Source organism: Nocardia miyunensis NBRC 108239 (assembly GCF_001613065.1).
Classification (GTDB): Bacteria; Actinomycetota; Actinomycetes; order Mycobacteriales; family Mycobacteriaceae; genus Nocardia; species Nocardia miyunensis.
This window is the reverse complement of record NZ_BDBQ01000080.1, coordinates 44838-63517: the sequence shown is the minus strand read 5'-3', so window position 1 is coordinate 63517 and position 18680 is coordinate 44838. Positions and strand designations below refer to the sequence as shown.

Annotated in this window: 15 protein-coding genes; 10 read left to right on the top strand and 5 right to left on the bottom strand. The window is 68.2% G+C overall.

All coding sequences use genetic code 11. The features are described 5' to 3' along the window. The first annotated feature begins 133 nt into the window (after positions 1-133). Together NM2_RS32350 and NM2_RS32345 are read left to right on the top strand one after the other, a co-directional pair. Positions 134-931 (top strand): TetR/AcrR family transcriptional regulator, encoded by a 798-nt coding sequence (locus NM2_RS32350; protein WP_067676886.1) that lies wholly within the window; start codon positions 134-136, stop codon positions 929-931. Positions 932-1238: 307 nt separating this feature from the next. Beyond that, positions 1239-1712, top strand: coding sequence for an SRPBCC family protein (locus tag NM2_RS32345; protein ID WP_067676885.1), 474 nt, complete (start codon positions 1239-1241; stop codon positions 1710-1712). Between the two features lie 201 nt (positions 1713-1913). On the opposite strand, the gene NM2_RS32340 is transcribed toward NM2_RS32345, so the two are convergent. Continuing rightward, positions 1914-2264, bottom strand: a complete 351-nt coding sequence (locus tag NM2_RS32340) for a prealbumin-like fold domain-containing protein (protein ID WP_067676884.1) — start codon at positions 2262-2264, stop codon at positions 1914-1916. Positions 2265-2549: 285 nt separating this feature from the next. Here NM2_RS32340 and NM2_RS32335 point away from each other — a divergent pair, with 285 nt between their 5' ends. Then, positions 2550-4550 (top strand): ArnT family glycosyltransferase, encoded by a 2001-nt coding sequence (locus NM2_RS32335; RefSeq protein ID WP_084531791.1) that lies wholly within the window; start codon positions 2550-2552, stop codon positions 4548-4550. A 49-nt stretch (positions 4551-4599) separates the two neighbouring features. On the opposite strand, the gene NM2_RS32330 is transcribed toward NM2_RS32335, so the two are convergent. Beyond that, positions 4600-6105: a carboxylesterase/lipase family protein gene (locus NM2_RS32330; RefSeq protein ID WP_218026034.1), complete on the bottom strand. Its 1506-nt coding sequence runs from the start codon at positions 6103-6105 to the stop codon at positions 4600-4602. Between the two features lie 129 nt (positions 6106-6234). Between NM2_RS32330 and NM2_RS32325 the strand changes: the two genes are divergently transcribed. Beyond that, positions 6235-7557 carry a family 1 glycosylhydrolase gene (locus NM2_RS32325; RefSeq protein WP_067676881.1) on the top strand — a complete coding sequence of 441 codons (1323 nt, stop codon included), beginning with the start codon at positions 6235-6237 and terminating at the stop codon, positions 7555-7557. A 55-nt stretch (positions 7558-7612) separates the two neighbouring features. On the opposite strand, the gene NM2_RS32320 is transcribed toward NM2_RS32325, so the two are convergent. Beyond that, complete coding sequence (locus tag NM2_RS32320) at positions 7613-8674, bottom strand: alpha/beta hydrolase (RefSeq protein WP_067676879.1); 1062 nt, start codon at positions 8672-8674, stop codon at positions 7613-7615. Positions 8675-8783: 109 nt separating this feature from the next. Beyond that, entirely contained in the window at positions 8784-9440 is a 657-nt protein-coding gene (lexA, locus tag NM2_RS32315) for a transcriptional repressor LexA (protein WP_067676877.1), read from the bottom strand. 105 nt (positions 9441-9545) lie between these two features. On the opposite strand from lexA, the gene NM2_RS32310 reads away from it, so the two are divergent. Then, entirely contained in the window at positions 9546-11267 is a 1722-nt protein-coding gene (locus tag NM2_RS32310) for an FAD-dependent oxidoreductase (RefSeq protein WP_067676875.1), read from the top strand. A 17-nt stretch (positions 11268-11284) separates the two neighbouring features. Here NM2_RS32310 and NM2_RS32305 read toward each other — a convergent pair whose 3' ends face one another. Beyond that, positions 11285-12370, bottom strand: a complete 1086-nt coding sequence (locus tag NM2_RS32305; protein ID WP_067676873.1) for a TerD family protein — start codon at positions 12368-12370, stop codon at positions 11285-11287. Positions 12371-12513: 143 nt separating this feature from the next. Here NM2_RS32305 and NM2_RS32300 point away from each other — a divergent pair, with 143 nt between their 5' ends. The 5 genes from NM2_RS32300 to NM2_RS32280 all read left to right on the top strand — a co-directional run bounded on the left by NM2_RS32300 (position 12514) and on the right by NM2_RS32280 (position 18680). Then, a complete protein-coding gene (locus NM2_RS32300; RefSeq protein WP_067676871.1) occupies positions 12514-13062 on the top strand; it encodes a DUF2599 domain-containing protein in 549 nt (182 codons plus the stop codon). Positions 13063-13325: 263 nt separating this feature from the next. Further along, the gene (locus NM2_RS32295; protein ID WP_067676869.1) at positions 13326-14540 is read left to right on the top strand and encodes an aminotransferase class V-fold PLP-dependent enzyme; all 1215 of its coding nucleotides are present in this window, start codon (positions 13326-13328) and stop codon (positions 14538-14540) included. Further along, a complete protein-coding gene (locus tag NM2_RS32290) occupies positions 14537-15823 on the top strand; it encodes a heavy-metal-associated domain-containing protein (RefSeq protein ID WP_245718317.1) in 1287 nt (428 codons plus the stop codon). Before NM2_RS32295 ends, NM2_RS32290 begins: the two co-directional genes overlap by 4 nt. After that, positions 15820-17352, top strand: coding sequence for an alanine racemase (locus NM2_RS32285; RefSeq protein ID WP_067676865.1), 1533 nt, complete (start codon positions 15820-15822; stop codon positions 17350-17352). The genes NM2_RS32290 and NM2_RS32285 overlap by 4 nt, the downstream gene beginning before the upstream one ends. After that, positions 17352-18680, top strand: a complete 1329-nt coding sequence (locus NM2_RS32280) for a pyridoxal-phosphate dependent enzyme (protein WP_067676863.1) — start codon at positions 17352-17354, stop codon at positions 18678-18680. The genes NM2_RS32285 and NM2_RS32280 overlap by 1 nt, the downstream gene beginning before the upstream one ends.

The window sequence follows — 18680 nt, the reverse complement described above, 5'->3', positions numbered from 1 at the left end:
GCTATACTATGGCGATTTCAGTCAACTCGGCCGGGCATGAGCGCGACAGTATGCGAAATCGGCACGATGTCGAACGGTGCGCGTCACTCGGGCAACCGAGACGGAGAGCCGGGTTGCGGAGGTGCGGGTAGCCATGGCGAGGCAGGGAACTGCGCAGAAGCGGCCGAGGCGGGAGCGCGGCTCCCTCAACCCGGACGACATCATCGACGGCGCCTTCGAACTCGCCGAAGATGTTTCGATCGACGGTCTGAGCATGCCACTGCTGGGCAAGCATCTCGGCGTGGGCGTCACCAGTATCTACTGGTACTTCCGCAAGAAGGACGACCTGCTCAATACCATGACCGACCGGGCATTGCACAAATACGCATTCCAGACGCCTTTCGTCGAAACCGGGGATTGGCGCGAGACGCTCACCAATCACGCCCGCACCATGCGGCAGGCATTCACCGACGATCCGATTCTGTGCGACCTGGTTCTGATCCGCGCGGCGATGAGTTCGCAGGCGGGCCGTATGGGGGCCGGCCTGACCGAAGCGGTGGTCGCCAGCCTGGTCCATGCCGGACTATCCCTCGAGAATGCGTTCGATACCTACTCGGCCGTTCAACTCCTCGTCCGGGGTTCGGTTGTGCTGCAACGGCTGTACGACAAGAACAAGGAACTGTACAACGAGGCGAGGCCCTACTACGAGAGCCTGATCTTCGAACCGGAGACGACACCGCTGCTCGCGCAGGTGACCGCCGAGGGCCGCCGCTCGGGCGCACCGGACGACCACAACTTCGAATACGGCCTGAAGTGCATTCTCGACCATGCCGCAGGACTGATCGCCGAGCCTGCGAAGAAACCGTCGACCGCGCGGTCGACGAAGAAGGCCGAGGCGACCAAGCGCGCGACAGCGGCGCGTCGCCCGCGAAAGGCGACCGCCGACGGCTGACTCTCGTCGCCCACCGAAGCTCTGTACATCTGCCACCGGCCGGATCAGCACCTGTTGCTTTTTACAGTCATGCTTGCAGCCGTACATTCGACAGCATCCTCGGCCTTCTCCTGGAAGGAGGGTTCACATGGGACCCGAGCAGCGAAAGGCCATCGTCGGCGGCGCGGGACCGGGGATCGGCGCGGCTACCGCGGTCTACTTCTACGACCGAGGTCTCAGCTTTTCGGCCTAACCGACGACATGCAGGTCGATTACGTGCCGGGCGATCACTATTCCGGGCGGGGAGACGGTGTGGGAGGGTCGGCGCATGAGTATCGAACGTTTCGAGGTCCAACGCCGGATCGCCGCGCCGCCCGCCACCATCTTCGCGATACTGTCTTCGCCCGCTGGGCATGTGACCATCGACAGCTCGGGCATGCTGCAGTCCGCGGAGGGGCAGCCCGTGGAGGCGGTCGGCGACACGTTCGTCGTCCACATGGACCGCGAAGCGTTGAACGACATACCGCTGGGCAGGTACGAGGTCACAGTCCTCATCACTCGATTCGAGTCGAACGCGCACATCGAGTGGACGGTGACCAGTCCCCGAATCGACCCGCCGATCCGCCACCTCTACGGCTATCTTCTGCGCCCCGACGTGGACGGCACACTGGTCACCGCCTACTACGACTGGAGCCAGATCACCGAGCAGTTCCGCAAGTCCGGCATCTTCCCGGTGGTCCCTGAGGCAACTTTGCGTGCCACCTTGGGAATTCTCGCGCGCACCGTCGAACAGCCCCGGTGACCGAGTACGCCGCGACCTGCCCGGTCACATCTTCAGCGCACGCGCAGAACACGGTGACCGCCTCCACGATCTCTTCGACCGACTCGAACTGCGGGCTGTGCACCTCCCTCTCCAGCAATCCCTGCGCCTCCATCGCAGCCACGTGCGGCGACTCATTTCACGACCGGAGCCGAGTCGCCGCGGAGCATCGACGGGGATCGCTCAGGCGCACCGCACATGGAAGGCGGCCTGCGGGGACATGCCCGGGAGGGCGACGACCTGGACCGTGGGCTTGCCGTCGAGGGAACAGCCGGACGGGACCGCGGTGACCTTGACGCGGTAGCAGCCGAACGGGACCGATGCCGTGCCGGTGCCGTTCGCACCCGTCGTCGCGGCCGCCACCGCCGAGCCGCCCGAGCACGGCGTCACCGAGGTCGACAACCCGGTGACCGGGAAGTTCGTGCCCAGGGTGGAGGCCTGCACCCGGATCGCCCCCGGCCCCTGTGCGGCCGCCAGGCCCGGGGTGAGTGCGAGTGCGGCCAGCGCGGACGCGGTGAACAGGATGCGGCGCAACGGATCTCCTCCGACGATCGATCGAACAACTTGTCGGCCAATATAGTCGGCCAATATAGGCAGACCACACCCCGCAATGCGACCGGATCGCCCGGTTCGGCCGCCACATCGCCCCATCGGTGCCGCGAGTCCGGGACCCGGACTCGGTCCCGCATGATCCGAAGGGTGCTGCCGATCGACGGCATCTTTCATTGATTTCACAGACTATTCACAGTTACACGACAGACTTCTCACCGACCGCCGAGACAGACTTGCGCGGTGACAGCGACCACTGCCGATACCGCCATGTCCGAATCGACCTCTCCGCCGCTCGCCGAACGCAATCCCGCCCTGGGGCCCGCCCGCCGCTGGGAGCGAATCGCGCTGGTGGTGCTGTTGCTCGGTACCGCCGTGGCCTATCTGTGGAACATCACCGTCAACGGCATGGGCAACAGCTTCTATGCCGCCTCGGCCTGGGCCGGTTCGCGGAACTGGGAGGCATTGCTGTTCGGCTCGCTGGATCCGGGCAACTTCATCACCGTCGACAAGCCGCCCGTCTCGCAGTGGGTGATGGGTCTGTCGGGACAGCTGTTCGGCTTCAGCAGTGCGAGCATGCTGGTTCCGGAGGCGCTGATGGCCGTCGCCGCGGTCGCGCTGATGTACGGGGCGATCACCCGCGCCACCGACAGTCGCGGCGCGGGACTGCTCGGGGGCGCGATCCTCGCGGTGACGCCGGTCGTGGCGATGATGTTCCGGTTCAACAACCCGGATGCGGCGATGGTGCTGCTGATGACGGCGGCGGCGTACTGCACGATCCGCTCGCTGCACGCGGCGAGCGTGCGCTGGCTGACGCTCGCCGGGGTCGCCCTGGGATTCGCCTTCCTGGCCAAGATGCTCGAGGGCCTGATGGTGCTGCCCGCACTCGGACTGGCCTATCTGGTGGTCGCGCCGACCGGGCTCGGGCGGCGGGTCGCGCATCTGCTGGCCGCCGCGGTCGCGCTGATCGTCTCCTCGGGCTGGTATGTGCTGCTGACGATCCTGTGGCCGGCCGGCTCCCGGCCGTATCTGGCCGGGTCGACGAACAACACCTTCATGGATCTGGTCCTGGGCTACAACGGTTTCGCACGTTATCTGGGCAAGAACCACATGGGCCGCAAGATGCTCGAGATGCCCGCCGGATACCAGTTCCCGCACTTCCACGGCGGCGGCCCGTTCGGCGGCGGCAACGGCGTGGCACGACTGTTCACCGGTGAGATCGGCTTCGAGACCTCCTGGCTGCTGCCCGCCGCGATCGTGGCCTTCGTCCTGGTGCTGATCTCCCGCGGCCGGGCTCCACGGACCGATCTGGTGCGCGGCGCGGCGCTGACCTTCGGGCTGCGGCTGCTCATCGACGGCGCGGCGTTCGCCGGTATGCAGGGCGGTATGCACGCCTATTACACGCTGGCCATCGCACCGGCCATCGCGGGAACCGTCGCGCTCGGCGTCCTCGAGATGTGGCGGCGGCGCGACGGCGCGCTGGGCCGATCGGGCTCGGCCGCACTGATTCTCGCCGGTGGGGTGTGGGGATTCGTACTGCTGCAACGTAATTCGCAGTGGCAGCCGTGGTTGCGCTGGACGATCCTGGTGGTGACCGTCCTCGCGGCCGCCGGGCTGGTACTCACCGCGGTCCCCGCGCTGTATCGTCGCGTCCCGCGACGCGGCACGGCCGTCCTGGTCACCGCCGGAATGATCGCCGCGCTGGGTGGTTCGACCGCATACGCCGCGGTCACCCTGCCGCAGGCGCACACCGGCGGCGGTCCGTCCGTCGGTCCGGCGCACAAGGACGAGTTGCCCCCGGCCTTCGCACAGATGCGGCACGCGTTCGGCATGTTCATGGGCGGGGACGGCTACCCGCCGCAGCTGATCGATATGTTGCGGCACACCACCACCAAGTGGTCGGCGGCCACCGAGCGCTCGGGTCCGGCCGCCGATCTGGAGCTGGCCAGCCGCACCTCGGTCATCGCGATCGGCGGCTTCACCTCCGAGGACCCGGCGCCGACCCTCGCCCAATTCCAGACCATGGTCCGCACCCATCAGGTGACGTACTACATCGCACCCGAGGTGAGGCTGCCGGACTCGTGGCGCAAGAAGCCCGCCCATCCCCCGGCCGCGGGCGAGCCGAATCAGCCTGCGGCACAGCAGGGTCCGGATGCGGCACTGTGGCATCCGGTGGGCGATACCGATATCTTCGACTGGGTGTCGGCGCACTACACACCGCAGCGGATGGACGGGCTGGTCCTGTTCGATCTGTCCGCCGCACCGCACTGAGCGAGCCGGTGCCGCCCGTCGACCGGGCGGCACCGGCCGACCGCGCGGCTCAGAACTTCCGCACGTCCGGTTCCGGGCCCGGCAACCACGGCTTCCACGATTCGAGTCCCGGCCCGTTGGGTGAGCCGGTGGCCACGAACGCGGCCAGCGCACCGCCGAACTGGGCGGCCAGCGCGTGATCGCGGGCACCGACCGTGCCCAGCATCGGCGAATTGGGGTAACTGTCGAACGTGCCGAACAGATAGGGCAGATCCGCGCAGTGCGCCGCGCCCAGCCCGAACGGGTCCGGGGACGGTTCGCGCAGGAATCGATAGATGTGGGCCGGATTGCCCTGTGCGGCAAGCGCTTCGCCGAAGACGAACAGATCGTCGCCGAACATCGCCTCGCCCGCGACAGCGGTCAGCGCGCGGAAGGGTCCGGCATCGGGATGCTCCGCCAGGTACTGCCGGTAGCGAGCCTCGCCGGACTCCCCCACGACATCGCCGATCAGCCGCGCGGCAGCGGTGTCGGAGAGCATCCGGATCATCGGGTTGAGCGCGAAGAACGCACCGAGTTCGTTACCGGTCGCGCCCAGCAGCACGTCCTTGCCGCGCAGCGCGCCGGCCGGGACCAGATCCCGCCATCCGGCCGACTGAATCGCGCCGCCCAGCACGGGATACAGCGGCGGCGCGACACGACCCAGCGCCGCGGTTTCGAGCATCAGCCGGGCGTACGCCTGCACCAGGTCCAGCACCGGCAGGGAGCGCAGCCGGGGCAGCGGGTCGGTGCCGTCGCCCGGAATTCCGAGCAGCGCAAGATATTTCGCCGTGGTCGCGGCGGCCTCGTCGGGATCCTGGGGGCTCATCCCCCACGGTCCGGACTGGCCGATCACCCGGCGCACCGCGGGACCGGTGTCCGGGTCGGTCGCCAGCGCCATCGCCGAGAACGCACCGGCAGACTGCCCGCCGACGGTGATCAGACCCCTGTCACCACCGAAGGCGGCGATGTTCTCGCTCACCCACCGCAGGGCCGCGGCCTGATCCTGGGAGCCGAGATTGTCCGCGCCCGGCAGACGCAGGTATCCCAGCGCTCCGAGCCGATAATTCGCGGTGACCACGATGATGTCGCCGAGCGCGGCCAGGCGTCCCCCGTCGTACCAGTCCCAGCCGCCGCTGCCGCTGGTGAATCCGCCGCCGTGGAACCACAGCAGCACCGCGCGCGGGGTATGCGATTCGCCCTGCGGCACCCACACGTCGACCGTCAGACAGCCGTCCTCGTCCCATCGCGGGATACGCGCGCCCATGATCGATTCCAGCCGGGACGGCCACTGCGGCACCGCCGGGCCCGACCCGGCCGCGTCGCGAACACCCGCCCACCCCGGATGCGGTCGCGGCGGCGCGAACCTCAGCTCCCCGATCGGTGAGGCGGCATACGGAATTCCGCGGAACGCGTACACGCCCGGCGATTCCGCCACTCCGTACACCCGCCCGGCGGCGGTCTCCACGACGGTGCTCATCCCCTGTGTCGCCGCCGCGGCGCCCTCGCCCGGCTCCCGCATCGCATCCTGCCCGCTCATACCCATCGATCCTGCCAGAGCGCCGCCTCCCGCGAACCTGCCCGAACAGATCGTCCCAGCGATCATCCGGCACGACGACACGCGTACGACCGGCCCGAATTTCAGCAATCTCACAGCTACGCTTGCGCGATGGCACAGTCGAGTCGCCGGCAGATCCTCGCCGCGGGCGCGGCCGCCGTAGCGGCTCTCATCGTGCCCGGCCCGGCCCCGGCCGCGCCACCACCAGGCCCGCCCGGCGGGGTGCCGCCGCTGGGTGAGGGATTCCTGTGGGGCGTGTCCTCGTCCGGTTTCCAGACCGAAGGCCATGCGCCGGACAGCAATTGGACCCGCTACATCAGCTCGGGGAAGGCGGATCCCTACCTGGACTCGGTGCGGTTCTGGGACTACTACCCCGATGACGTCTCCCATGCCGCACAGCTGGGCGTCGAGGTCTACCGCACCAGCATCGAATGGGCGCGGGTGCAGCCGAATCCGGGTGTGTGGGACGATGCGGCGCTGATCGGCTACGACGGCATCGTGGACGCGATCGTGCGCGCGGGGCTGCGGCCGATGCTCACCCTGGATCACTGGGTGTATCCGGGCTGGGCGGCCGCGCGCGGCGGCTGGCGGCATCCGGACATGGTGCGTGACTGGCTGGCCAACGCCCGAAAGGTGGTGGACCGCTATGCATCCCGCGATCCGCTCTGGGTGACGATCAACGAACCCGCCGCCTACATCGGCACCGAACAGCGCATCGGCGCACTGGCGCGGAGCGAGGCGACCATCATGCGCGATCGACTGGCCCAGGTGCACAACGAGATCTACGACTACATCCACCACGTCCGGCCCGAGGCGATGGTGACCAGCAATCTCGGCTTCGTGCCGGGCGCGGAGACCTCGGTGAATCAGCCGTTCGTCGACAAGGTCTCCGGCAAACTCGACTTCCTGGGCGTCGACTATTATTTCGGCCCGGATCCGGGGACCAGGGCCGCGAGCAGCGCGGCCGGTGCGCCCGGCATGTGGCAGCTGCCCCTGCAAACCGAGGGCATCTATTACGCACTCCGCCACTACGCCAAGCTCTTTCCCGGCAAACCGCTGTACGTCGTGGAGAACGGGATGCCGACGGAGAACGGCAAACCCCGGCCGGACGGATATACCCGCGCGGATCACCTGCGGGACACGGTGTATTGGCTACAGCGGGCCAAGGCCGACGGGATGAACCTGCTCGGATACAACTACTGGAGTCTGACCGACAACTACGAATGGGGCAGTTACACACCGCGTTTCGGCCTCTACACCGTCGATGTCACCACCGATCCGAGCCTGACCCGCAAGCCTACCGACGCGGTCGCGGCGTATCAGGCCATCACCCGCGCCGGTGGCGTGCCCGCGAACTACCGCCCGACCCGCGCACCCCTGGCCTGTTCGCAGGTGGACCCGCCGGACAGTTGCGACCGGCCGGTCGTCCTCTAGCGCATTCACCGAGAACGCCCCGCCGCGGCTGCGACGGGGCGTTCGGAGCGGATGCTCAGGCGGGCAGGCCCAGGCCCTTGGCCAGCACCGGCCACGACTTGATCAGATCGTCGTGCCAGTAACCCCACGAGTGGGTGCCGTCCGGGGTGAAGTCGTAGGTGGCCGGAATGCCCAGCTTGTTCAGCTTCGCCTGCAGATTGTGGCTGCAACCGTTGACCGCCGCCTCGATGACGCCGCCGATGATCAGCTGGTTGCCCAAACCGTACGCGCCGGGCAGGGCGTACCGGCCGTTGAGCGTGTCGTATTTGCCCGACAGCCCGGAACCGCTGGAGATGAACAGGTTCAATCCCCGCAGCTGATCGGCGTGCACGTACGGGTCGTTGGCCGCCCACATCGGGTCGTTCTCCGGGCCGTACATGTTCACCGTGTTGCCGCCGCCCCAGACCCCGGTGGCCAAGTTCACATACCGATATCCGATGGGGTCACTGATCTGCGCGCAGCCGCTGTAGGCGGCGACCGACTTGTACAGGCCGGGCTTGGCGATCGCCAGCGCCAGCACCGACGTCCCCGACGTGGACAGACCGGCGATCGCGTTCACGCCCGTGGCGCCCAGCGCACCGTCGACGATCGGCGGCAGCTCCTGGGTCAGGAAGGTCTTCCACTTGTTCACACCCAGCGTGGGGTCCGGCGCGCGCCAGTCGGTGTAATAGCTCCACGCACCGCCGATCGGCTGCACCACGTTCACATTCTTGGGCGCGAGAAACTTCAGCGCATCGGGAGCCTTCGCATCCCAGCTGGCGCTGTCCTCACCGCCGCCCGCGCCGTTGAGCAGGTACAGCGTCGGACGCGGCGCGGACGTGTCGGCCGGACGCTGCACCTCCACGGTGATGGGCTTGTTCATCGCCGCGGAGAACACGCTCAGCTTCAAGTGGGTGGCATCGACGACGGTGAGTCCGGCCAGCTTGGAACCGTCCTGGGACACCGGCTTGGCCAGCGGGCTCTTCGACGCGATCACCGGATCGCTCGATGCCGCGGCCGGGCCTGCGGCGACCACGGTCGACAACCCCGCGAAAAGAGCCGCCGCGGCAGCCGTTGCGATCCGAATACCGCGCCTCATGCGCACCTCCGTTGCATATTCAAAGCTCTGCCCGGGCGACGTGACGCTCGGAACTGTAGTTGACCGGCTATCGTTTGGCGAACCATACATGTTTCAGATCTGTGGCCTGTCACACGCGCCGCATCACCGAGACGACCTTGCCCAGGACCACGGCCGAATCGCCGTCGATGACCGAATAGGCCGGATTGCGCGGTTCCAGGTAGACGTGGCCGCCCCGCCGCCGGAACACCTTCACCGTGGCCTCGCCGTCGATCATCGCGGCGACGATCTCACCCGTCTGGGCATCGGGCTGACGGCGCACGACGACGATGTCGCCATCGCAGATCGCGGCATCGATCATCGAATCGCCCCGCACCCGCAGGCCGAACACCGTGCCGCGGCCCACCAACTGGCGGGACAGCGTGAGCGTGTCCTCGGCGTGCTCCTGGGCCAGGATCGGCGTCCCGGCCGCGATATCGCCGACCACGGGCACGTCCACCGCCTGCTCGTCGCGTTCCGGCGACGCGGCGGACCGCAGGAACAGTCGCACGTCGATCGGCCGCGATACGGACTCGCCGCGTCGCAGGAAACCCTTGTCCTCCAACGCTTTCAGATGCCGAGAGACAGTCGAGGCGGAGCGCAGCCCCACCGCCTGCCCGATTTCGCGCGTACTGGGCGGATAGCCGTGCCGCACCACCGAATCCCGGATCGCCGCCAGGATCCGCTGCTGGCGGGGCGGCAGAATCGAGGTGTCGAGGTGCTCGAAAGCGTCGTCGTATCCGGTCACCCGGGAATCCTAAGCGTGACCGGGTCGTAGACTGTCGCGCCGCCCTAACCTACCGAGTAGTAACGTAACCTGGGTCACCGGAGACAGCACGCGAGGAGCAAGGCCATGACGCAGCGGAACACCGATTTCGACGTACTGATCGTCGGCTCCGGATTCGGTGGGAGTGTCACGGCGTTACGGCTGGTCGAGAAGGGCTACCGGGTCGGGGTGCTGGAGGCCGGACGGCGTTTCGCCGACGACGAACTGCCCGAGACGAGCTGGGATCTGCGCAAGTTCATCTGGGCCCCCAAACTCGGATGTCTGGGCATCCAGCGCATCCACCTGCTGCGCGATGTGCTGATCCTCGGGGGTGCGGGCGTCGGCGGCGGTTCGCTCAACTACGCCAACACCCTCTATGTCCCGCCCGCACCGTTCTTCGACGATCCGCAGTGGCGCGACATCACCGACTGGCAGGCCGAGCTGATCCCCTACTACGAGCAGGCCCGCAAGATGCTCGGCGTGGTGCAGAACCCGCACATGACCCCCGCCGACGAGGTGTTCAAACAGGTCGCCGACGAGATGGGTTTCGGCGACAGCTTCGTGCAGACGCCGGTGGGCGTGTTCTTCGGCGAGGCCGGAAAGACCGTCCCGGACCCGTATTTCGGTGGCGTGGGCCCCGAGCGCACCGGCTGCCTGGAATGCGGCGAATGCATGACCGGCTGCCGTCACGGCGCGAAGAACACCCTGGTGAAGAACTATCTGTATCTCGCCGAACAGGCCGGGGCACAGGTCTTTCCGCTCACCACGGTGACCGCGGTGCGGCCGCTGCCGGACGACTCCTGGGAGGTCGGCACCGAGCGCACCGGGGCGTGGTTCCGCAAGTCGCCGACCACGCTGACCGCCTCGCACGTGGTGTTCGCCGCAGGTACCCGGGGCACCCAGCAACTGTTGTTCGCCATGCGGGACAAGGGAATTCTGCCCGCTCTCTCGCCCCGGCTGGGTCAGCTGACCCGGACCAATTCCGAATCGATCGTCGGCGCGGCCACCCGGACGGTGGATCCGGATCGCGATTTCACCCGCGGCGTGGCCATCACCTCCTCGATCCACCCGACCGCCGATACGCACGTCGAGCCGGTCCGCTACGGCAAGGGCTCCAACGCGATGGGCCTGTTGCAGACGCTCATGGTCGACGGCGGAGGCCGCATCCCGCGCTGGCTGCGCTTCGTTCTCGAAGTGCTGAAGCATCCGGTGCGGCTGCTGTCGATGCTGACCGTCCGGAACTGGAGTGAGCGCACCATCATCTCGCTGGTCATGCAGAATCTGGACAACTCGATCACCACCTACACCAAACGAGGGCTGTTCGGCCGCCGCACGATGAGTTCCAAACAAGGCCACGGACAACCGAATCCGACCTGGATCCCGGTCGGCAACGAGGTGACCCGCAAGGTCGCCGACACCATCGGCGGTATCGCCGGCGGCAGCTGGGGCGAGGTGTTCAACATTCCGCTCACCGCGCACTTCCTGGGCGGCGCGCCGATCGGGTCGGACGCCGAGCACGGGGTGATCGACCCGTACCACCGGGTCTACGGGTATCCGACATTGAGCGTGGTCGACGGCGCGGCGGTCTCGGCCAACCTCGGGGTGAATCCGTCGCTGACGATCACCGCGCAGGCCGAGCGCGCCGCGGCCCTGTGGCCGAACAAGGGCGAGCAGGACACCCGGCCCGCGCAGAGCGAGGGTTATCGGCGCATCTCCCCTGTGGCACCGCACAATCCGGTCGTGCCCGCCTCGGCGCCCGCGGCGCTGGTTCTGCCGATCGTCCAGATCACCGGACGCGACAGCGCCTGACATTCCGCGGCGCCGACCTACAGATACCGGACGACTTCAGGAACCGCCTCGACAGGGTGCGTGGCCTGGATCGGGACGCCGATCGAGGCCACCCGCCAGGTGCTGCCGTCGCGATAGACCTTCGCGACGATCATGCCGGTGTGCGCACCACCGGCACGCAGGTTGCCGCGCGCCAGTTGCATTCCCGCGACGCCGTCGTCCAAGCGCCAGAACGCCTCGCGGACCCGTTCGAAGGTGTGGCCCTTGTAGGAGGTCACCACGAACACCACCGCGGTGACCTGCTGCGGCAGCCGCGCGAGATCCACGGTGATGGTCTCGTCGTCACCGGCCCCGCTACCGTCGACGTTGTCACCCGAGTGCCGCGCCGCGCCGCTGCGGGAGGACAGTTGCAGGAAGGATGCGGCGTCGACCACGTTGCGACCGGCGAAAATAAGTGCCGTGGCGTCCAGATCGACCTCGACCTTGCGCATGCCGATCTGTCGCACCGGATCCCAGCCCAGCGCCATCTTCACCAGCGTCAGCTCGCCGTTGCGGACGTGGTGCAGGGACACCTCCTGGCCCGGATTCAGTTCCGCGGGACCGCGATAGCCCAGATCCTCCTGGCCCGGCGGCCCGATGCGCACACCGTGCCCGGTCACCAGCGCCTCGAATCCGGCGTCGTAGCCGTGCCCGAGCATTCGCAGCTGCCAGGCCCCGCCGACCCGGTCCAGGTCCAGCGCGACGACCACGCCCTCCCGGCCCAGATCGTCGATGACGTACTCGTACAACGGATTTCCGCCCGGCCCCTCGACGCGGACGATCGGCGGCCCGAAGTCGCCGAAATGGGCCTGCTGATCGGCGAGGTTCAGGATCACTCGCACGTGATCGACATCCCGTGGCAGCGAACGCAATTCGATGAACACGCCGGGCGTCTGGCCGGGCACCAGGCGCACGCCGGGGCCCGTTGTCTGGTTGTAGAAGATCAGATCGCGCTGGCTGCGGACCTGCCCGGCCGAATTCAACAGCAGCGCCGATACATCGATCGGCTCGCCGTGTTGCACGGATACGGTGAGCTCCCCGACTGTCAGATGGTCGATCTGTCCCTTGGTCAGCTGTGCGGCCACTCGTCCATGGTACTTCGAGGGCACCGACATGTCGGGCAGGACGGCGCACGTCCGGTCGGGTGCCGCCGGAGCGCCGGATCGCCCGCGCGACCCGCGCGGTACCGTGGCGGACGCGAGCGGGAACTATCGAAGGGGGCCGACGGATGAGGTACGGCATCGCACTCGCGCCGGTGTTGACGGTGGTGCTGCTGACCTGTGGCTGCGGCGCGGCCGACGAGTCCTCGCCGGTGGCGATCGGCACCGTCCCCTCCTCGGCGCTGCACGCGCCCGCGACGGCGCGCGCCACGACGCCCGCGAAGACCACCTCGGCGAGCACCGCCGCGTCCGCGAGTACCGTCACGCAGGCGGTCGTTCCGAGCACAGACCCGTACCCGAACACCCCGCTCATCGACCACACGCAGTGGACCGACGATTCCGACGGACGCCGCCTGCACGTCTACCCGACTCCCGCGGGCCGGGACGACTGGTTCCCGGCCGCGCTGGACCGCGCCTGGGGCGAGGTGTTGAAGGACGCTCCCGAGGCGAACACCCCGGGCATGTACGACCAGTTCGAATGTCATTGGCAGTGGGCGCGGCTGGTCTCACCGAACAAGCCGAGCTGGAATCTCGAACCGTGGCGGCCCGCGGTCGGCTACGACGCGACCGTGCAGGCACTGTGCAACCCGGGCGGGCCCGATCCCGCGGGAAAGTGATGCGCTGAATCCGGATCCCGCGCGACTCTCGCCACGCCCGTGCCCGCACCCCGCGAAAGTCGTTGTCGGCGGCAATCTTCGAACAACTCGCCGAATGTCGTATCGTTGAACGAGTCGGAGCGTACGAGCCGAAGGGAGCGTCGCGTTTGCGGTCAGCTGTATCCGGGTCGGTCCCCACTCCGCATCCGGCGGTCCGGGCTCCCTCGCCGATTCCGCCCGGGTCCGGGCCGACACCGCCACCGCCGGAACCGATCTCACCGGCGATGGTGCGCCGATTGTTCCCTTCGGTCACCGCGGCCGCCGAGGTGTATCTGGACAGCGCCTCGACGACGCAGAAGCCCGCACCGGTGATCGCGGCGGTCGAGGTATACCTGCGCGAGCGCACCGCCAACGCCGGTCGCGGCAGCTATCCGTGGGCCACGACCCTCACTCGCGCCATCGAACACGTGCGGGAGCGGACCGCGGCGCATCTGGGCGCCGCGCCCGAGGAGATCGTCTTCACCCCGGGGGCGACCGCGGGCCTGAACGCCGTGGCGCTGAGCTGGGGCCTGGCGAATCTCGACGACGGCGACGAAATCCTCTACAGCCCACGCGATCACGCCTCGAATGTGTATCCCTGGCTGCACCTGCGCGACACCCTGGCCCGATTCGGCCGCCGGATACGGCTGATCCCCTACCGCGTCACCGAACTCGGTGAGGCCGATACCGTCGAGATCGCGGCACGGATTTCCCCACGCACCCGGTTGATCACCGTGAGCCACCTGCATCATGTGTTCGGCGCGCTGAACACCCTCGAGGAGTTGCGGGAGCGCCTCGACCCGCGGATCCTGCTGTGCTTCGACTGCAGCCAGAGCGGCGGGCATCTGCCGATCGACGTCACCGAATTGCGCGCGGATTTCGCGGTCCTGTCCGCGCACAAGATGTTCGGCGCGCCCGGCACCGGCGTGCTGTACTGCGCCCGGCGCGTGCACGACCAGCTGGCGCCTTTCCTCCCGGGCGGAAATTCTGGTGTGGCACCGGCGAATTCGAGCCTGGCGTACGCCGCGATGCCCGAGCGGCTGGAGGGCGGCACGCACAACATCCCCGGCGTCCTCGCGCTCGGCGCGGCCCTGGACGTACTCGACGAGATCGGCACCGACGTCATCGCCGAGCACAACCGTGCGCTGACCCGTCGGCTGATCGAGGGCCTGCGCCCGCTGCCCGGACTCGAATTCAGCCCGGGACCGGCCCATGCGCCCTGCGAGACCGGTTACGGCACAGTGTCGTTCACCCTCGCGGGGATCGGTTCGACGGATCTGGGATTCGTCCTGGCCGAGGCCGGATTCCTGGTTCGGACCGGGGCGCACTGCGTCCCGCCCGCCGACGGCGGGGACGACGCGGATTCGGTCCGGGTCAGCACGCACATCTACACCACCGCCGACGATATCGACCGATTCGTCGCATGTCTCGCCGAGATCGCCCGGGAGGTCGGACCTTGACAGCCAGCCCGCCACACCCCCGCTACGATCGGCGTGCGGCCGCACGCGTGCTGGCCGCGCTGTCGCGTCCCGGACTCTTCGACCGGCTCGCGCCCGCGACCGCGACCCTGATCGACTACACCCGCGCGGCCATGCGCCCCGAACCAGGTGCCCGCCTGACGCTCTCGCAGCGGATGTATCTGGAAAGCTTCATGCGGCCGTGTCGTCCCGACCAGGTCACCAGCGCTACTCATCGCATCGCCTGGACCGACAGCGACGGCATCCCCAACACCGGGCACATCCGCACCGGCGGTCTCGGGCCGATCGTCCCGATCGCCACCCGCGAGGCGGTGCTGACGCTGTGGCATGCGCTCGAGACGGATTCCGCACTCGCCGAACGCATCTCGGCGCTGTCCGGCCCCGATCGCGACGCCCTCGACGGCACCACCACCGATCACGATCCGATCGATGTGTTCCGGGTCGGCATCGAGGCCACCGGCCGGGCGCTGGCCCAGCACGCCCTGCTCGCGCACGCCACGCCCTATCGCACGCCGGTCGAATTCGCCTGCGGCATGCGCGATTCGGGTGTCTTCGGCGCGGTCGCCACCCGCTGGTTCTGGGAGTTGCAGGCGTCCACCTATCGGCGCGGGATGATTCCGGTGAGCTTCGCGGCCCAGCCCGACGGCACGGTCCGCTACACGCCCGACACAGTGGCCACCCTGCGCGCGATGAAGGATGCCACCATCGCGGACGCGCACGCGGTCATGCGCCGCGCCACCAGCGTGGAGGGATTGTCCGTGCCCGCGGCGATCGAGAAGTACCACGACGAACTCGATCTCATCTCCCGCCAATACGCGCTGCTGCCGCCCGGCGTCCGCCCGGCCTGCCTGGCGGCCATGCCGCATCGGCTCGACGGTGAGCACTACAGCCTGCTGCCGATCGTGGTGGACCGTTTCGTGGAGGTGTTCACCGAGATCGTGCCGCAGTTGACCGTGACGGAGATTCCGGACGACGCCGCACCCGGCGACGGTGCGCTCGACGCGGAGAACCAGGTGTTCCACGTCCCGGACATGAACTGTAAACACTGCGTGCGCACCATCACCGGAGTGTTGGAGTCCATGCAGATCCGCGTGCACGACATCGATCTGATCAGCAAGCGCGTCGTCGCCGAGTTCCGCAGTCCGCGCAATCGCCACCGCGCGTTCGAGGCGCTGCGCGACAGCGGCTACAACCCCACCCATGCCGCGCCCGCGCACGCCGGGGCGCGGTCGCCGGAGGCCGCGCTGCCCGAGTCCGCCCGATGAGCGCACCGGCCCTGCCGGCGAAGATCCATCCGCTGGTGCGGGCGTTCCTGAACAGTCCCGGCGCGGTGCAGGACGCCGTGACTCGTTTCGGCTCCCCCGCCCACCTGCTGTTCCCGCAGGTGTACTCGGAGAATCTGAGCCGGTTGCGATCGGTGCTGGACACGCACCTGTCGGATTACCGGATCTGCTACGCGCACAAGGCGAATCGCTCGCGGGCGCTGCTGCGTACCGCCGAGCACGCCGGTATCGCGGTCGACGTGGCCTCCCCGCGGGAGCTGTCCGCGGCGATCGGCGCCGGATTCTCCGCGGCCCGGATCGAGGCGACCGGCCCCAAGGGCGAGCGATTCCTGCGCGAACTCGTCGAGGCCGGGGTGAGCGTCAACGTGGACAACCTCTGGGAGTTGCGACGGCTGGCCGAACTCGCCGGTGATCATGCGAGAGTTCCTGTGCTGCTGCGTATCTCGGGTTTCCGGAACAGCGCGGTGAGCCGGTTCGGCATCGCGGCGGCCGAGGCCGGGGAGGCATTGCGGATGCTCTCGGCGCACCGCACCCGGCTCGATCTGCGAGGCCTGGCCTTCCACATCGATTCCGGGGAACCCGCCGAACGCCTGCGCGCCGTCGAAGCCTGCCTGGAACTGATCGAACTGGCCTATTCCTACGATCTGACGCCGTCGGTGCTGGATATCGGCGGCGGATTCCGGCAGGTGTTCACCGCGGACGCCGCCCGGTTCGACGCCTACGTCCTGGCGTTGCGGGAGGCGCTGCTGGGCCGCGGTGAGCCGATGGCCTGGGGCGGCAACACCTTCGGCTATCAGATCGAGGGCACCCGTGTGCACGGAACGCCGGTATTCCACAAGTACGCCAATACCGTGCCCGCCACCCGCATGCTCGACGAGTTGCTCACCGCACCGCTCGAGGAGCACGGCGGCCGCACCTTCGCCGAACTGGCCACGGAGAACATGCTCGAGATCTGGCTCGAACCCGGCAAGGCACTGGTCGATCACGCCGGAATCACCGTCGCCCAGGTCGAATTCGTCAAGCGGGCCGCCGATGGCAGCGTGCTGGTGAACCTCGACCTCTCCCGCGACTCCGTCACCCCGGCAGATCAGGAGGTCATGGTGGATCCGCTGGTACTACCCGGCGCCGCTCGCCGAGATTCGTTCGGATCCGATTGCGCCGCGAGCGATTCGGACTTCCCCGGGAGTACCGGACCGGACGGCGCGGCTCGGGTGGGGGTGTATTTCGCCGGGCGGCTGTGCCTCGAGCGCGATCTCATCACCAATCACAAGGTGTGGCCCGCGATGGTCCCGCAGCCCGGCGATCTGGTTGTGTTCCCGAATACCGCCGCCTACCACATGGATCTGTCGGCGGCCTCGGCGTCGATGCACGAACCGCCGCCCAAACTCGCCGTAGCCCACGACGGGGAGGGGTTTCGGATCTGCCGCGACGCCGAATACGAACCCCCGACGGCCATCGATCGGGCCGAACTCTGCGAGGCCCGGCACACCGCCGCCGACGGGGCCGCCTGATGCGCTACGACCACATCACCGAACTCATCGGCAACACCCCGCTGCTGCGCCTGGATCCCGCGGTGCACGGGCTGGAGAATGTCGAGCTCTACGCGAAACTGGAGTCCTGCAACCCGTTCGGGTCGGTGAAGGACCGGGTGGCCTGGGGCATGATCCGCGACGATTTCGACGAGATCGCCGCCCGCGGCCAGACCCTCATCGAGGCCTCCAGCGGCAATACCGCCAAGGCGCTGCGCATTCTGGGCGCGATGCGCGGGGTCGGCCTGCACGCGATCACCAATCGCATCAAGGTCGGCGAGGTGCGCGATCTGCTGCAACTGTTCGGCACGAGGATCGAGGAACTGCCCGGTCTGTCCGAATGCCCGGACCCGACCACGCCCAACGACGTGTACTCGGTCATCGAGGCGACGATGGCCAAACATCCTGGCGCATACCATCATCCGTCCCAATACACCAACGAGAAGAATATCGAGGCGCACTATCACGGCACCGGCCGCGAGATCCACGAGGACCTCGGCGGCGCGTGCGTCGACTATCTGATCGGCGGACTCGGCACCACCGGATCCACCCGGGGCACGGCGAGCTATCTGCGCAAACACAATCCGGATTTGCGCACCGTGGCCGTGGTGTCCGAACGCACCGACTTCATTCCGGGTATCCGTTCGGAGACCGAGATGTGGGATGTGGGGCTGTTCCGGCCCGAGTTCTACGACCGCATCATGACCGTCACCGCCGCGAGCGCGATCGAAGGGGCCCTCGGGCTGGCCACCGGCTACGGCATCCTGGCCGGGCCCACCAGCGGTGCGACCTACGCCGCGGCGATCGAACATCTCGGCGCAGCGGATCGTTCGGCGGCCTCCCCCGAGGAGCCGGTGCGCGCGGTGATCATCGTCTGCGATCGGATCGAGCCGTATCTGTCGTACATCAAGAAGCGCCGCCCGGACCTGTTCGGCCGCAATGATTCCCGAGCCCCCGCACCCGACGCACGCGAACTCGCGGAGGTTCCCGCGCTGAGTCCGGACGAGCTCGAACGCCTCGACGGGCTGGCCCAGCCCGTCATCGTGGACACCCGCGGGGCGATGGCGTACCGGATCGGGCACGTCCCGGGCTCGCTCAATATCCGCGACGATCAACTGGACGACATGTTCGCCCAGGGCATCCCGTTCTCCCGCACCCGCCCGCTCGTGTTCGTCTGCCCGGTCGGCGAGGTGTCCCGGCGATTCGCCGCGCGCGCCCGGCGCGCCGGATACGACGCGAGCAGCCTGGACGGGGGCATCGTCGCCTGGCGTGATGCCGGAAAAACCCTCGAAGGCTCACCGCGCGGGTGA

Coding starts and splice junctions, on each gene's coding strand:
- NM2_RS32350 (WP_067676886.1), top strand. CDS start 134: ATGGCGAGGCAGGGAACTGCGCAGAAGCGGCCGAGGCGGGAGCGCGGC.
- NM2_RS32345 (WP_067676885.1), top strand. CDS start 1,239: ATGAGTATCGAACGTTTCGAGGTCCAACGCCGGATCGCCGCGCCGCCC.
- NM2_RS32335 (WP_084531791.1), top strand. CDS start 2,550: ATGTCCGAATCGACCTCTCCGCCGCTCGCCGAACGCAATCCCGCCCTG.
- NM2_RS32330 (WP_218026034.1), bottom strand. CDS start 6,105: ATGAGCGGGCAGGATGCGATGCGGGAGCCGGGCGAGGGCGCCGCGGCG.
- NM2_RS32325 (WP_067676881.1), top strand. CDS start 6,235: ATGGCACAGTCGAGTCGCCGGCAGATCCTCGCCGCGGGCGCGGCCGCC.
- NM2_RS32320 (WP_067676879.1), bottom strand. CDS start 8,674: ATGAGGCGCGGTATTCGGATCGCAACGGCTGCCGCGGCGGCTCTTTTC.
- NM2_RS32310 (WP_067676875.1), top strand. CDS start 9,546: ATGACGCAGCGGAACACCGATTTCGACGTACTGATCGTCGGCTCCGGA.
- NM2_RS32300 (WP_067676871.1), top strand. CDS start 12,514: ATGAGGTACGGCATCGCACTCGCGCCGGTGTTGACGGTGGTGCTGCTG.
- NM2_RS32295 (WP_067676869.1), top strand. CDS start 13,326: ATGGTGCGCCGATTGTTCCCTTCGGTCACCGCGGCCGCCGAGGTGTAT.
- NM2_RS32285 (WP_067676865.1), top strand. CDS start 15,820: ATGAGCGCACCGGCCCTGCCGGCGAAGATCCATCCGCTGGTGCGGGCG.
- NM2_RS32280 (WP_067676863.1), top strand. CDS start 17,352: ATGCGCTACGACCACATCACCGAACTCATCGGCAACACCCCGCTGCTG.